General features: G+C 43.0%; 9 protein-coding genes and 7 pseudogenes (1 of these 16 running past the window's edge). All 16 read right to left on the bottom strand.

Annotated features, from left to right (window positions below):
- Nucleotides 1-1160, bottom strand: a pseudogene (locus PWK10_RS03060) (heavy metal translocating P-type ATPase) (it extends 1198 nt beyond the left edge of the window).
- A gap of 13 nt (nucleotides 1161-1173) precedes the next feature.
- A complete protein-coding gene (locus PWK10_RS03055) occupies nucleotides 1174-1536 on the bottom strand; it encodes an ArsR/SmtB family transcription factor (RefSeq protein ID WP_274768081.1) in 363 nt (120 codons plus the stop codon).
- Nucleotides 1537-1863: 327 nt separating this feature from the next.
- Nucleotides 1864-2010 carry a hypothetical protein gene (locus PWK10_RS03050; protein WP_028306869.1) on the bottom strand — a complete coding sequence of 49 codons (147 nt, stop codon included), beginning with the start codon at nucleotides 2008-2010 and terminating at the stop codon, nucleotides 1864-1866.
- A 153-nt stretch (nucleotides 2011-2163) separates the two neighbouring features.
- Nucleotides 2164-3729: pseudogene (locus PWK10_RS03045) on the bottom strand (recombinase family protein).
- Complete coding sequence (locus tag PWK10_RS03040; RefSeq protein ID WP_446715287.1) at nucleotides 3692-4150, bottom strand: recombinase family protein; 459 nt, start codon at nucleotides 4148-4150, stop codon at nucleotides 3692-3694. Before PWK10_RS03040 ends, PWK10_RS03045 begins: the two are co-directional and overlap by 38 nt.
- A pseudogene (locus PWK10_RS03035) lies at nucleotides 4147-5714 on the bottom strand (recombinase family protein). The gene PWK10_RS03040 and the pseudogene PWK10_RS03035 overlap by 4 nt, the downstream one beginning before the upstream one ends.
- 62 nt (nucleotides 5715-5776) lie before the next feature.
- On the bottom strand, nucleotides 5777-5995 hold the full coding sequence (locus PWK10_RS03030; RefSeq protein WP_028306865.1) for an SHOCT domain-containing protein: 219 nt from the start codon (nucleotides 5993-5995) through the stop codon (nucleotides 5777-5779).
- A gap of 57 nt (nucleotides 5996-6052) precedes the next feature.
- Entirely contained in the window at nucleotides 6053-6460 is a 408-nt protein-coding gene (locus PWK10_RS03025; RefSeq protein ID WP_274767337.1) for a LysM peptidoglycan-binding domain-containing protein, read from the bottom strand.
- Entirely contained in the window at nucleotides 6436-7056 is a 621-nt protein-coding gene (locus tag PWK10_RS03020) for a peptidoglycan recognition protein family protein (protein ID WP_274767336.1), read from the bottom strand. The genes PWK10_RS03025 and PWK10_RS03020 overlap by 25 nt, the downstream gene beginning before the upstream one ends.
- Nucleotides 7053-7472: a phage holin family protein gene (locus PWK10_RS03015; protein ID WP_274767335.1), complete on the bottom strand. Its 420-nt coding sequence runs from the start codon at nucleotides 7470-7472 to the stop codon at nucleotides 7053-7055. Before PWK10_RS03015 ends, PWK10_RS03020 begins: the two co-directional genes overlap by 4 nt.
- Before the next feature lie 87 nt (nucleotides 7473-7559).
- Nucleotides 7560-10029: pseudogene (locus tag PWK10_RS03010) on the bottom strand (glycosyl hydrolase family 18 protein).
- Nucleotides 10026-10601 (bottom strand): hypothetical protein, encoded by a 576-nt coding sequence (locus PWK10_RS03005; protein WP_274767334.1) that lies wholly within the window; start codon nucleotides 10599-10601, stop codon nucleotides 10026-10028. Before PWK10_RS03005 ends, PWK10_RS03010 begins: the two are co-directional and overlap by 4 nt.
- A 9-nt stretch (nucleotides 10602-10610) precedes the next feature.
- Nucleotides 10611-10806 (bottom strand): annotated as a pseudogene (locus tag PWK10_RS03000) (hypothetical protein).
- A 10-nt stretch (nucleotides 10807-10816) separates the two neighbouring features.
- Nucleotides 10817-13338: pseudogene (locus tag PWK10_RS02995) on the bottom strand (phage tail spike protein).
- 4 nt (nucleotides 13339-13342) lie between these two features.
- Nucleotides 13343-14116: a distal tail protein Dit gene (locus PWK10_RS02990; RefSeq protein ID WP_028306860.1), complete on the bottom strand. Its 774-nt coding sequence runs from the start codon at nucleotides 14114-14116 to the stop codon at nucleotides 13343-13345.
- A 13-nt stretch (nucleotides 14117-14129) separates the two neighbouring features.
- Nucleotides 14130-16313 (bottom strand): annotated as a pseudogene (locus PWK10_RS02985) (phage tail protein).
- Between the last annotated feature and the right edge of the window lie 110 nt (nucleotides 16314-16423).

The raw sequence follows: 16423 nt of genomic DNA, 5'->3' as shown, positions 1-16423 counted from the left end.
CTTACTGCTGGCATTCTGAACCAGATCCAAAATTTTAGATACAGTTGAATCACCAAAATCCTTTGTTACCTCTATTGTCAAAACGCCATTTTTATTAATGAATCCGCTCAATGCATCGTCTCCTGGCCCGAGTTCACGAGGAACAGATTCCCCTGTTAACGCTGCAGTGTCAACCATTGAGTTTCCTTCTATAACCTTGCCATCGAGGGGAACTTTTTCTCCTGGTTTAACAATAATGATGTCACCTATGTTTACCTCTTCAGGAGATACTTTCCTGATCTCATCGCCAACTTTAAGATTTGCATAGTCAGGACGAATATCCATCAAAGCACGTATTGATTTTCTGGAGTGACCTACAGCTATATCCTGAAACAATTCACCTACCAGATAGAACAGCATAACTGCTACACCTTCTGGATACTCTCCAACGAAGAAAGCACCAATGGTAGCAATACTCATCAAAAATGCTCACTGAATACCTGACCGCGGGCAATACCTTTTATTGCTCTTAAGACAACCTCTCCACCAACTATGATATAACTAATAATAAACAAGGTAAGCTCAAGCCAATTTTGGAAATTAAAGATGATTCCCACGGCAAATATTGCTCCACCGACCACAAGTCTTATGATTTCTTTTTTGTTGACACCTTCTTCTTCCTCTTCGTTATTTTCGTTTATTTTGGTCTTGGAGTTATTCTCCTCAAAAATGACCTTTACATCTGGCTCTATTTTCTTTACTATGCCTTCAATCTTCTTATTTAACTCAGAGCGGTTGACTTTCGGACTTATTTCCAGTGTTAGTTTCTTCGAAACAAAATCTACTGCAGCAAATTCAACTCCTTCTAGACCGCTTATTTCTTTTTCCATTTTAGCTGCACAATTCGCACAGCCAAGTCCTTCAAGTATTAATACTATTTTATTGCTCTTGTTAACGGATTTTTCTTTCACTACCACATCCGGTTCGTGCTTGTGCACTATGGTTTTAACTTGCTGTAATATATTCTTATACTCTTGCTCTGATTCAATTTCTAAAGTCAATGTCTTGTTCATGAAGTTCATATAGGCTTTGACTCCATTTAATTTATTAACCTCATCTTCAATTTTAGCTGCACAATTTGCGCAATCTAAACCTTCTAAAATTACTTCCTTCTTTAACATTACTGACCCTCCTTTACTTACTTTCTTCTGAAATATGAATTAATCCCTGGTCAAATATTTGCTTTACATGTTCATCTTCAAGAGAGTAGAATACAGTCTTTCCTTCTCTTCTGCTCTTTACTAGTCCAGCCTGCTTTAAGACTCTTAGCTGATGTGAAATTGCTGATTGGGTCATATTTAATAAGAATGCAATATCGCAAACGCACATCTCTGATTCATCTAATGCCCAGAGTATCTTAATTCTTGTTGAATCTCCAAAAACTTTAAATAGTTCTGCTAGATCATATAGAGTTTCTTCTTGAGGCATTTTTTCTCGCACTTTATTTACAATTTCCTCATGTATTACATCACAGTCGCATCTTTCAATTGGTTGAATTTTTTTGCCATATTTATATCACCTCCTTATCGTTCAATTGAACACTTGAATAAGCTTTCATATATATTATAAACCTCAATTCTCCGTTTGTCAATAAAAACATATGAGTAATTGTTCAAGTGTGTTTATCTTTTAGCTTTACGGTCAAGACCGCCACCTCTAAGCGCAGCGTAGGTGGGTTTTAATCAGGTGGAGTAGACTCTCCATCTGATTCCCCGATGTTTCAGCTTGCTGAAACGAGTTCACTTATTAGATTATCCCCAAGTATAAATAGAAAAGAACCGCCCATCAAGAAGTATTTCTCCTCAATCGGCGGTCAAGTTCATTTTAAATTAATACATCAATCTCTACTCCAGACTTAAACTCAACGGTCAGCTTATTATCAAATACCGTAACTTTTTCAATAAGCCGCCTTACCAGTTGCTCATCATATTCCTCCAGCTCATAGGACTGTTCATTCAAGAAGTCTGTCATTTCAGCTATTCGCTGCTTCTTCCTTCACGCTCTGCATTTTTAACCAGCGCATTTTGCTTCTGCTCCCGCAATCGGTAATCCAATTATGTCTCCTGTAGTTATTTATAATAGTATAAGTATTCTTCCCCTACTGGCGGCTATCTTAATACGAGCTTATAGGTTTACTTCTATTTCTAACCCTGACTTAAACTCTACCACTAGCCTGTCATTATATACAGTTGCCTTTTCAATTAGTTTTCTAACCAGTTTATCATCAAATTCCGTAATACCACCGGTTTGCATATTAAGGAAGTCCGTCATCTCAGCAATCCGATCCCGCTTATCTTGGCGGAGAGCGTTTCTCGAAAGGGTTTCTTGCCTTAGATCACGTAGTCGGTAAATCTCATTGACAATATTATCGTATGCTTCCTTTGAATTTGCCTTTTGGATTAACTCGGTTTGGAGTTCTTCTAGCCTTTTATCAATGTCTGCTGTAGTCTCATCCAAATCCACGCTTAATACGGTTTCAATATTCTTCTTCAGTATGGCCAGAAAAGAGTTTTTTCCGCTGACCGCTACATTGATGGCTTCTACAATTTTCTCTTTAAGCGTATCTTCAAGTATAGTGGAAGCGGTACAAAACAAACCGGTATTTTCTAACCGGCTAACACATCTCCATACGATTGATTTCTTCCCTCGATTATTCCAATGTACCCTGCGGAATATTTCATGGCAATTGCCGCAGAAAACCATCTGTGATAAAGGATGATTGTTGCTATAGTTTCTTTTCTTTCCATTCTTACTTATATACACACATCTTCTTTTGACAAGCTGTTCCTGCACCTGCATAAAGATTTCACGCGGGATTATAGGCTCATGGCTGTTTTCTACATAGTATTGTGGAACTATACCGTTATTGGATACCCTTTTCTTCGATAAAAAATCTACCGTATAGGTTTTCTGCAGCAGCGCATCACCGATGTATTTTTCATTCCTCAAAATCTTATTGATAGTGCTGGTATGCCATCTGGGATTGCCCGCGCCTGTAAGAATTCCGTCAGCTTCCAGACCTCTTGCTATCTGCAGCATACTGGAACCTTCGAGGTATTCTCTATAAATGCGTTTAACAATTTCTGCTTCTTCTGGCACGATAACTAAATTACCGCCTTTATCCTTTGTATAGCCAAGAAACCGGTTGTGATTAATATGGATTTTCCCTTGCTGATATCGGTATTGAATGCCCAGTTTTACATTCTGGCTTAACGATTGGCTTTCTTGCTGTGCCAAAGACGCCATAATGGTCAACAGGATTTCCCTTTGGAATCCAATGTGTTTATATTTTCCTTTTCAAAGTAAACTGGAATATTTTTTCTTTAAGCTGCCTTATATACTTTAGGCAGTCCAGCGTATTTCTTGCAAACCGGCTGATAGATTTCGTAATTATCATATCGATTTTGCCCTGCATGCATTCTTCTATCATCCGGTTAAATTCTTCACGCTTTTTGTGTTAGTTCCGGTAATGCCTTCATCTGCAAATATACCGGCTAACTCCCATTCTGGATTGCTTTTAATGTAATTTGTATAATGCTCGATTTGTGCTTCATAACTGGTTGCCTGCTCCTCGCTGTCCGTAGAAACACGACAGTAAGCTGCTACCCGAAGCTTAGGCAATTCCTCAGCCTTTGCACTATTCCCAATTCGCTTACGAGCAGGAATTATCGTAACATTCCTGGTTGTCATCTAAAATCACCTCGCTCTTAATAGAACTATAAGCATACTCTGCCTGCTGAAATGGATCATCGTATAGATTATCTGGCATTGAAGCATGAAACCTAAAATTCAGGCATTTCTTTTCATTTCCTTTATGTTCATAAATCCTGCCAAGCGCCTTAGCTCGTCTGCGTCTTTCCAGTTGTGCTTTTTCGAATGTGTCCCTGCTGATAATTGGCGGATAGAATTTGTCTTCAACATACCGTTTATCTGAAAGCATTTTTGCAACAGATGTGTGGTAACGCTTAATGCCCGCTTTTTGAGCCGCATCGGTTAAAGAAAGCCCGGAAAGATAAGCCTCAAATAGTTTCTCAATCTTAACTGCTTCCTCTTCATTAACGACAGCCCTGCCGTTTTGAATGTTATATCCAAAAGGTATATGGCTCATCATTTCACCAGCCTTTCCCTTAAGTTCAACCCGCATTTCATTTTGAAACCTATTTCCTCCTGTGAAAACACAATGATTTCTTCAATAAAGTTCTCAAATATATCGCTATCAAATGCATCAATATGCTTTTCAGCTTTCGTTGCAAATTTAAGAAGCTTCTCAACCTCAACAAGGATAGTCTGACTCCCATCGATTGCGCGTTTTATGGCTTCTTTTTGTTCTTTTAATATGGCTGCTTCTTTGAGCAGCTCATTTTTCTGTGTATTAAAAAGAGCGGGTTCCAGGTATCCTTTAGCCATAAGTCCCATAATCACCTGAACTCGCTCTGTATTTTCTTTGATTTTTGTTTCCATCTCCTGAATCTTTGTTATGTTATCTGAGTAATTTGTCTTCTTTAAGCTTTGCAACAATGGCCTTAGAATGAACTTATGACCGAAAATAAGCTTATTGATCATTACAACGAAGGCCTGATGGATCGCATCCTCTCTTATAAACTTCATGGAACAGCTTGATGCGTCCTTTATGTGCTTTGTGCAGCACCATGCAATATATTTACGGTCACCGCTGCCATGAATTCGACGCTTAAAATTGCTGCCACATTCTGCGCATTTGATTTTCCCCGAGAAAGGGTAGCGTTTTTGATACTTACTGCTTCCCTTAATTACACCTTTTTCTTTTCCTCTTTGCTTTAATATCTCTTGGGCGGCTTCAAATTCCTCATGGGATATAATGGCTTCATGATGATCTTTTATCATGTATTGATCTTTTTCCCCACGATTATAATGCCGCTTAAAATTCTCATCTGTATAGGTTTTTGCAGAAGAACATCCCCAGTATATTTTTCATTGCTTAAAATGCCGCGGATAGTTGTCGCTGTCCAGTGTGAACCTCTCTTTGTTGGGATTTTATCCGAATTTAGCCCATCTGCAATTTTCTGTGTGCCTTTACCGTCCAAAGCCTCGGAAAAAATCCGCTTTATGATTTCAGCCTGTTCTTTATTGATAAATAGCTTTCCATCCACATAATCGTAACCATAGGGAGGATACGAAATTTTGTATGTTCCGTTTTGGAACCTACGTCTGATAGACCACTTACTATTTTCTGCAATGGATAATGACTCGTTTTCTGCAAGACTGCTCAAAATTGTCAGCACCAATTCGCCTTCCATGCGCTGTGTGTTTATATTCTCTTTCTCGAAATAGATGAAAACACCGAGATCGGTAAGTTTTCATACCATTTCAATGCAGTCGGTTGTGTTTCTGGCAAATCTGCTGACTGACTTGGTTATAATAAAGTCAATTTTCTTGTTTTCACAATCTGCAAGCAGCCTTAAAAGTCCAGTCCGATTCTCCTTTTTTGTACCTGAAATGCCTTCATCATAGTAAATCCCTGCAAATTCCCAATCAGGATTTGCTTTTATATAGGATTCATAATGGTCCTTTTGCGCTTCCAGGCTTGCCATTTGCTCATCACTATCGGTTGAAACCCTGCAATAAGCTGCCACTCTTACCTTTGGTTTGAAAGCTTGGAGAGCATTGTTTCCATCAATCCTTGTTACCTTTCTCACTTGTTTTCACCTCCTTTGGGTATGTGACATGTTACCTCTGTGTGCCGCTAATAGCAAGCCAATTAGGCCATAAGCTGTGCATACATCGGCGAGAAAGTTTTGCGGTTCAATTTGTCGATTTTGTTGAATTCTTCTTCTGAAATCAGTCCCGCCTTAAGCATCCTCTGCAGAATTTTGTATGCCCGCCAGTAATCAACCTCTCTTTGAAGTTCCTCCTGCGTTATCTTTGTATAGTTAGTTTCCTGCGGGTTATATGGTATATGATTAGCCGTCTCTATCATTCAAGAAAGCACCTCCTATAAAAACTTAGGACAGCCTCGACTGGCTGTCCTTTATCGTTATTCCGGCAATTTGAGAACTTGTCCGGGGTAAATAGTATCTGAAGTCAGGCCATTGAGTTTCTTAATCTCCGGATATCTTGTTCCTCTACCGAGTTCTTTTTCTGCTATTCTCCATAAGGTGTCGCCTTTTTGCACTGTATAGGTTCTATTGCCCTTGTTATCAGGAATGCTGTTTACAATTACAAGGTTTTCTTTTGCTACCCAAGTGTTTATGCCTGCAATCTCTTGACCGCCGGATTTCTTAACCTTTTTGCCAAGCAATACACATTCTTTGCCGCCTTTTATGACCGGCTTGCCTTTGTATAAAGTCTGTGTGACCCTGTGGTAATAGTCATTTTTGACCCACGTTGGAACTTCCACACTGCCGGGGTAGTAATTCTTTACACTGACCTTAAACTCCACCATATCTCCAATTCCAATATCAGTATTGATATCTGTATTGTTCTCCAGCGCTTTTTTACTGCTTTACGGAAAGTGTCCATATTCTCCCCATGCTTGGGAAACCAGTGCATCACATCAGCATGGTTGCTGGCAATACCGAGCTTATATCCTTCGGAGTGGCAGATGATGTCATTCTCATTAAGGCCATACTTCTTGCAGAGCATAACGCAGAGTTCAACAGCATTCTGCCACGCTTTACGGAAATAATCTTCCTGCTTTGCTGCATCATAACCCACCATTACCGACCCGGATTTATACGAAAACCCAGCAGGCTCACAGATTTCAAAGCCAATATGGGTATTGTTGGCTGCTCCTCCCGCATGCCACCCGCGATGATCCCAAGGCAGGTATTGCCAAATCTCTTTATCGTCTACAAAAGCGTGAACACATACCTGCCTATTTATTTCGCCGGCCTTGTAAGATTTGTTCCAACGGGAAAACCACTCAGCCGCCATTACACCCGGCACAGCCGTCGAATGTACCATGATTCCTTTAGGCGTGATTTTGCGGCCTGCTGTATAGCAATCGTTTCGCGTCATGTATTTAGTAAAAAGCTTCATTTCTTTTCATCCTCCTCATTTGAGCGATCATGCAGTTGTTCCAATGCGTTCTTCAGCTTTTCAGGAATGGGCAGTCCTATATGTGCTGCATTCTCAAGAATTGAAATTCCCTCGTTACTCAGGTAAAAGAAAATCACCGCTGTTCGGATTGCCCCGCCATTGCCGAGCACCTGGCTGTCGATGATGTGTCCTACTCCTACAAGTATAAAAATAAGCACTTTCTTAAAGATGCCCTTGGCCCCGACTTCACTCGAAAGCTTTCTGTCTACAACGGCACACATCACTCCGGTCACATAGTCAATGGCTACAAAAGCGATGAGTGCATATAAAAATCCATCCAGCCCTCCAAGAAACCAGCCAAGAAATCCGCCAATAGCAGTAAAAACCGCCTGTACCCAGTTCCATACTGTTTTCATTGTCTTAAACCTCCGTTCAACTTGAGTTTTGCATATAAAAAAGCGCCCTGCCTTAAAGCAAAGCGCTGAATAAATAAAACTTCTAAACTATATTTGCTTCGGAAGCGCCTCCCACAGCCGCATATCCTCCTGCCCAAGAGACCAGATAGCTATACCTCGCAGTTTCCATCGATAAGCCGCTTCGTTTGCCCAGTAAACAAGGCTGTCTGCATCCTGATAATACAGAATAGAAAAACCATCTGCATCTCCGAGGAAGAGACGGGATATCCAGATATTGATGTCTTTCGGTATAATCTTTACTTCATAGTCATTACCGCAAGAAAGAGCCAAAAGTTGTGAGTGGAAGAAGTCATAGTCCATCGAAATGTCCTCACTGCGAGTTATCGATTCCTCCACATCGTTATTTACTGAAAACACCTGAAATTCATCATCCCACGTGACACCAGTGCGAGCAAGCCTGCCAAAGCTGGTTATAGTTCCATCCGGGAGTTCCACATCAAAACGCTCGTATGGTTCATATACCCACGCATCGCCCAGTCTCAGCAGCTCGCATACCGTCCGGTTGTCCGAGCTGTCCCCTGCATAACCACTACCACCGCTTACATTCACTCGTGAAACGCAGGGTTGAAGCTGCACCAGAATATACTCTTACCTTATTGCCGCGTTTTCGCATCTCTATAGTATACATATTCGGATTAGCACGAAGATCGGCATCTACAGTTTTTGAGAAACTGGTGGAATAGCTACCAAGCAAGGAATTACCTTGATAAAGCTCGACTCTTTGCGTGTCATAGTTTAAGCAGCAGAAAATATCCCCAAGGAACACCCCAGCCCGTCCACTGCTATTTTGAGGGAAAGCCAGCCTTGCCCGGATATGGATGTCGGAAAACCCGTCGTATTTCCATGCAAGTTTGCCATATCCCTCGAGCTGGGAATATGGGCGGCTTTCTGTGCTGTCTGGATCTTGCCAAACATCCCATTCGCCATCCAGCACAGTCCAATAATTTTCAGGCAGGATGTTCCTGTCCCGAAAATCCTCATACCAAATAAGCGCCGAGTCGGGTTTTCTTCGCAACATTTCAAAGGTCAGTTTAAAACCTCGATCCGGCTCAACCATCACACCATTTACATCCTTGAACCGACGAGGAGAGAGCATAAAGCTGGCTTCACCGGCAAAGGGATACTCCGAAAATCCACTGCAAACCCTAAAACCGTAAAACTGGACTCCCGGCACACCACCGCTTATGCTGACAGCATGCGTTCCCTCTTGGAGAAATACACCTTTTGCAAGTGTCAACCAGCAAACTCTTCTCCAGTATGGCCACCATAAACGGTTCTCGCTGAAAGTCTTTGATTCACCATCAAGGGAAACGATAATCGCATTTTTGTCCCAGTAAGGAAAGCAAAGCTGTACTGCAATATCGTAATATCCCGCTTCTCTTATCTCAAAACGTATCTCTGCTGACGCCTGGTCATCTCCAAGTGAGGCCATCTCATCAGTAATAATGACATTTCCTTCGTATTCATCCGGAACTCCGTTCCTGTCAATATAAATGGTTCCGAACTCCGCTTTCTGCTCCTTGCCATAGCTTGTCAAATATCTTCGCCTGTTATAAACCCCTTTTAGCAGCGGATATTCCCAGGATACAGCATCCCATCCTTCCATATAATCATATACATGAGGAAGAGCCCAAGGTACTTTGTTATAGTCATCCCAGTAAGCCACAATTGGAATAAACGGCTGGGGCGGTGCATCGCCTGTGAAATTGTAAACTCCAGTCATCCAGTATTTTGCCGCATAGTAGGTATTAGACACTCCTCGATAGGTTATTCCAAGGTTTTCAGGTGTATCATGAATCCTCCAGTTCCAGCCATAAGCAGGCAAACCCATGAATATCTTATCGGGTGACATAACGGAAACAGCATAATCATATATGCCCTCAAGCCAGTCACGAGGAGATACTGGGCCGGGAGCAGAGCCCGCCCATGCCATGCCATAGCTCATGATGGCGGCGGTATCGCAATAGTCGTTAAGATCGGCATAAACACACCAGTTTTCACCGCCCACCGAGCCTTGAACGCCGGTCATACCCGGCAGGCAGATGTTGACAAGCTTTGTTGCATCATAAGACTTAACTGTATTGTATATATCCCTAAATAGTGCATTCGCCGCATCCTTGTTTTCATAACCGCCGCCGCGCTCCAGGTCAATATCTACCCCAGCGCACCATGGATACTTGTTCATGATTCGGATGATTTCAGTAAGAAACTTATCCTTTGCACCGTTTTCGTTGTTGCGAAGTGCAGTAAAAATATTGGCTATTCCATGATTCATAATAGTGAGCAGCCACTTAATGTGCGGCCATTTCTGAATATACGGAAGCATGCTGCTGATGCTGGTACCGGTTTCAGTGATTGTGCCTGTTGCGTCAACCTCAAAAGTAAAAATGCCTACCGTATCAAAGCGGTCGCCGTAGTCTCTAAGTGCTTCATACATTCGGGCATTTCCCATAAAACTCCACACCATGCACCGCTTACCTTTTAAGAAATCCCTCACAACCGGTCACCGCCTTCCTGCATCTCCTGAAATTCAAAGAGCACCCGCGCCGATTTTCTCTCTTCCAGCTTCACCATATGTTTGCTATCCCATGCCGCAGAGTATTGATAAAACCCATCCTTACGAGTGGGACTTCCGTTTTTAAGGCATTGGCGGGTGGAAGCCTTGAGCGCCAGCTCATCGCCTGCATTAACCGGGTCAAGAAACTTTACTTTATGCGCACCCACACCTTGGGATAGTTCAATACTCCCTGTGGCCATATCCTGTATAGGATAGATATAGCAGTCAAGACCAGCAGAAGTTTTACCCAGGTTGAATAAAATTACAGTCTCCGCTGTTCGCACCACACCGTTATAATGCCGGGGCGGAACTGGCTGCCCGTTTTCCTGCATTTTCGTTAGCATTTTGCTCGTGTGGACGGTATAGCCTGTCAACTGATCTCCATCCTGAAGCTGCAGGTCGGTGAAATAGATTATTCCGGTATAGTCGGAAATCTTGAGTATCACAGTAACGCCCACCACATGTTTATTGCTTTTTAGTTGTATGGTTTCTGTAAATCTTGAAAACTGCATCCATTTCACCTACCCGTCTAATGTCCACTGAATTTCGCATACATGCCCGATCCATCCAGTGGAAACCGAACCGCCCTGAAGCAATAAGTCTGTAAAGTATACCTGTGCCGGTGCAGTCAGTGACGCACAGCCTGATGGTGATAGATTTGACTCTGCTGATACTTTTGGGAGAAATACTGTGTGCAATCTGATTGAAATATGCCATATCATCACCCTCAAATCAGGTCTATAAATCTTGTTTCTGTTGTACGTCCTCGTATTCAATGACTATCTCAACACCAACTTGGCCGTTTTCGCCCTTTTCAAGGTTTTCGGAAGCAATCTGCGCTGAAAATGTATAGCTTTTACGTGTTGCTGGGTATACCGTCTGTGACAGACTCTTTGTCATACCAGGTACACCAACAGCCTTGAAGGAAGCAGTTCCCGAAACACCATTCTCAGTATCCACTTCAAAGCCGGAATTGACCCAGTAGGCAAAACCATCATCCGCTCTGGAATTGCGCAGATGGTTGAATGGTACCATATCTTTAATTTCCTGACGGTTTATCAACTCTGCTGAGGACAGCGCATCCGCTGCCTTGTCCCACTGTGCTGAAGAATCGCCGAGTTCCCGCAGTTTAGTTGAAAGCTCAATCACTGTTTTCCATGGCTCCTGCAAGTTATACTGCCTTCTCACAACACGAGTCTTTACCAAAAGGCCTAGTTCCTTATCGTCTACCGTTACAATATCACCCAGTTTCCATGCTTCGTGCTCATAACCGGTTAGCGCAGATAAATCCATTGCAGACAGATACATAAGAAACGCGAGGCTTCGAATATTCTGCAAGCCGCATTTTTGCATATTCCAGCATCTGATACGGATTTGTAAACGACGAACAATCAAGCGTCGACACCCTCACTTCACTGGAAAAAGTGTAATCTTCCACGTATTCCTTACCTCCATTAATTGAAGCGAAGGTCAATCCGTCCTTTCCATAAGCATAGAGCTTTGTCACTAATTCACGTGTATCGACTACCCGCTGAATACTTTTCAAATTCTTTCTATATGAAAAAGCGCTCCGCTATCAGTAGCACTAAAAGTCAAAAGGTGTACCTGGCGGTTGGCGCTGTCAAACACCAGATCGCCGCCATAAATATTCTGTACGGTGCGAAGGATGGATAAGGCATTTTTTCTGTACACTGCCATGTCCGTTTCGTAGTGACAGTAACATTTCCTACTGTCCAACCTGTACCCAAAAGTGCATATTGCATCGGAACATCTGCAGTATCTGCATTGAATTCTCTAGGTTCTTTTTCCGCACTGAAAGACAGATCGTAAAATACCGCTTCAGCATATACTTGCGTAATAACACGCCCATCTTCGCTTTTATTGTCCGTTAAGGTTCGGATCCGGTAAATGTCATTTACGATTTGCACTTGTTTTTCATTTTCCAGTGTGCTTCTTTTTGGATCATGGAACGGAAGCTTGAATTCCAGCGTATCCGCGCCGTTCACCTCACCAGTGACAATGATATCAAAGGCATTTTCAAGAACAGCTTCCCATGCTCCGTTTTTGTCCAAAATCACAGGACGGGCAAAGCCTAGTTTCTCATAGGGCGCTTTCGGTATATCATGAAGCTGTATTTCCAGAAGTTTTGGTGTCTTCAACGGATCGCTGCTGGTAAGGGTAACACGGAACCTTATATATTGCCGATTTGGCGATTGAAGTTCACCGCTGGTTCCCACAGCCTGCCATGCAGACCATTCTTCAAGATCATCGCTTGTACTGGTCTCTAATAAAGTCACTGACGTAACACCTGCAGTATATTCGCTTGTGACAGCTACACGACCGCTGCCTGATAAAGCACATGGAACCGCCCTTGTATAAAGATACGCCACTTGCAGGATACTCGCCATCTGTTGCTTTAAGGGTGACTGTGCCAGGCTCTGCCAAAGCATCTACATCCGAAGCCGCATCCCCACCGCTTGCATGTAAAGACGACTTAAAATATAACAGCAAATCATCAATTGTAAGCTGTGAGTCCGTTTCCAGAAACCAGTCATCAAAGCCTCCGGCATAGTAGTAGGTATTTGCATGCATCCCCATAATAATGTTTGCTATGCATTCCCGGTTCAATTCTCCCGAAAAGGAACGCACAGGCGACACCCAGGTTGCCCCGTCGCTGCGATCGCATATGATGTTCTGTACCTTTTTGTTGCTTACTTCAATGATGGAGGCGATAAAGTACCAGCCGCCGTTTTTTAAGGTAATGGTAGCTGTTTCACTCTGGTCGTAGATTAGTGTGCCGGAGGAGTTATACAACATCAGCCTAAGTCTTCCTTGATAAAGTGAAACATAAAGAATTGGCTGACCAGGTCCTTGGCGGGTATTGAATATGGGTATATATGTCTGGCCGACCGAATAGGTGGTAGGATTAATCCAACCGCCTACAACAATCTTTTCGCCCAGATTGCTAAAGAAACTCCCATCATTTTCTGCTATAAGATGGGTCTTTTCAGAAGTCGGATTAACAATATTTTGCCTAAAGTATCTTCCGAATCTTCCAGCAATAAGGTTTGCTGATATACCTGACCAGCCGGAGATGGTAAAATGTCTGCCATGTCCCGATGAATCCATAAGCTGAAGATTTTCGTCTGGTGTTTTTTCATTAAATCGCCATAAAGCAGACGTCCTTGATGTTACAGGAAACTCACCGGTAAAATCCTCTTGGCTCGTTAGAATTGATTTTATCGCCATGTTATCACCTCCATCTGCTTTTTGCCTGTATTTTTAACTCAGTAAAGGTCGCGTTTTCTGCGGCAATCTCAATATGATTAACACCTTTCCTGAGAATTGGAAAATTCAGATCCTGCAGGCTGGGAAGACCATTTCTCAAGGTTCGGCCTGTTTCATCAATAGCTTTAGCCGTTACCATGCCAGAATCGATAACAAGTGTCTCACCTTCAGATAATGAGCCAACAATTCGCAATTCCTCTCCGTTCGTAATAAGCGAAATATAGCTTGATGAGGACGTTGATATCAAACCCTTCAAGAGATAAACCGGATTGGAATCCGCATTTCCTTTAACCCTCTCCAATTCATGCAGACCTGTTTCAGAAAGAACAAATATCTCATCTTCCAACGCATAAGCATATGGGTCGGGACAAACAAACCGAAGTTCAAAGCTGCCCGCTGTCCGCAATATCCGCTCACAGTCAACCGCTTCTGATAAGCGAGCCATGAAATATCGGTCGGGCAAATCATCTAGAACAAGTTGTTTAAGACCGTTTTCCGGATTTAACCATTCAGCAACATTATCAAGAACCGATACAAGCTCAGTAAAACTGCGCTGGGGAAGCACACTACAGCTAATTATTATGTTTCGTTCTGATATGTCGCAGCCAAAATCTGCAATACCTGCTTTGCCCGGCACAGTTTCAAATGAATTGCGCAGGGCAGGGGAGACCTGCCATTTGGTAAGTCTTGCTCGTATTTTCATACTTTGCGACGATATTCCATTGTAGATAAATCCCATATGCTTCCCTCCATTACGCTGTTATAAAACGTCCCTGCGCCCTTGAACCTGTCTGCATCAGGTTATATAACTCCTGTGAAATCCTACGTATGTCTTCTTCACCACGAACAATCATCTGCTGCACCACAACAAGCGGCCCGGAAGCTAAACCGCTAAATCCACCTCTTCCACTTACATTAATATCAGGAGATATATTAAAATCTGTCGGCACTGCATTTTGCATATCGTCTGCCACTCTGGCCATAGCCTTGTCAAATCCCTCACCAATACCCAGTGCCATATTGCCGCCAATACCTTCAAAAACAGTGGACGGAGATCTGATTCCAAGAAAATTCTTTACTCCATCAACAATACCGGAAAAGAAACCGGAAACCTTATCCTTAATCCAGCTACCAAGGCTTTTAATACCTTCCCAGATGCCTTTTACAATGTTCTTACCAATCTCAACCACTGAAACAACCGCCTTGCCCAAGCCTTCTATAATAGCCGCAACAATCTGAGGTAAAGACTTTACTAGTTCTGGAATGGCTTTCACAAGCCCGGCAGCAAGCTGTATGATAAGCATAATTCCTAATTCTATGATCTTCGGCATATTGTTCGTCACAAAGTCAATGATTGCTGTAATTATCCTCGGCAGTGCTTCAATGAGTTCTGGCAATGCGTTTAAAAGTCCCTGCGCCAGTCCCTGAATCAATGTAAAAGCAGCTTCAAGGATTTTGTCCATGTTATCCAGCAGTCCTTGCACAATGGTGATTACTGCTTGAACCGATGCTGGAATTAGCTCCGGTAATGCTTCTCCAAGCCCCATTACCAACGCTGTGATTAGCTGCACAGCTGCATCAATGAGTAAAGGCAGGTTATCAATGAGTGCTCCTACAATAGTCATGACCGCATCTACTGCTGCTGGAATCAGCTCCGGCAGCAGGCTCAAGAGAGTTTGAAGCACCTGAGAGAACAATTCAGTTACAGTTTGCAACAGCATGGGAAGCAGATCTTTGACTGCTGAGATAATAGAACCAGTTGCCTCCGGCAGGGCTGCCACGATATTCTCCAAAACCGGTACAATATTTTTAACTACAGCCTGAAAGGCATCCACAAGATTTTGGGTTAGGTTCGTCATATCAGCGTTCGCATTGCCAAGTCCTGCTATAAACGAACTTAGAGAGGCTTGTAAAAGACCAATGGAACCGCTGATGGTCTGGGTAGACTCTCTTGCGAAGTTGCCAGCATACTGTTCGGTTTTTTCAAAAACATCTGCATGGCGATCTCGGCCTTTTCGGCATTGGTTGCGCTATTCCAGGCAAAATCCAGCCCTTTTGCAAGAGCATAAGCTTCGATGGTAGTGGCGTTCATGGCGACACCCAGATTATCCATCATGGTGAAGTTACCCTTGGCTGCGCCAGCGATGGATTCCATAGCAGTCTGCATGTCAATACCCATAACCGAAGCCATATCTGCCGCTCGCTGCATGGCCTTCTCGGTAAGTTCCAGACTTTTTGCTGATCGACACCAGCACCCTGAAACAGTGCGCCCATTTTGTTGGCGGTGGCAAGATACTCGGATTGGGACAAGCCCAGATTCTTGTAGGCTTCTTCTCCCGTTTTTGGATACGTGCAGCATATTCTCCAAACACAGCTTCAGAACCGCCAAGGTTCTGCTCAAGCTCACCAAACTGCTCCACGACCTCTTTTCCCAGCTTGATGGCAGCCGCGCCCGCTGCGGCTGCTGCAGCACCCATAGCCGCGCCAACACCTTTAAGAACGCTGCCCAGCTTCTCAAATTTCGAGCCGGATTTTTCGGCATTGTCTCCACTTTCCTTCAATTCGTCCCCAAGCTCGTCTGCACTTTCAGCAGACTGTTCGAGCTCGCGCTCCATTTTGTTCAGTTCGGCTTTTGCATTATTAAGCTGTATTTGCCACGACTGAGTATGTCTGTCGGTTTCTCCGAAAGATGAGGCGGCATTGGCAAGCGCTTTCTCCAAAGTAGCAATTTTTTCTTTCTGCAATTCGATCTCTTTGTTAAGCACCTTGTTTCTTGCAGTAACAGCTTCAACTGATTTATCTTGCTTATCAAACTGAGATGCAACCAGGTTCATCTCGCTGCCCAGTACCTTAAAACTTTGGTTGATCTCACGAATGGCGTTCTTAAATTCCTTTTCGCCTTCAATCCCGATCTTCAAGCCAAAATTGTCTGCCACATAACCGCCTCCTTTCGAGTAAAAATTAAAAAATTATAAAAGGCTATTGTATTTCAATGCGGTTTGGCATATACTAATAGTAGGGAAAGTAGGGAATTTCCTGCTTTTCA

The sequence above is a fragment of the Caloramator sp. Dgby_cultured_2 genome, assembly GCF_028872215.1.
Lineage (GTDB): Bacteria > Bacillota > Clostridia > Clostridiales > Caloramatoraceae > Caloramator > Caloramator australicus.
Note: the sequence above shows the minus strand (reverse complement) of the source record. Positions and strands in the feature narration are given on the sequence as shown.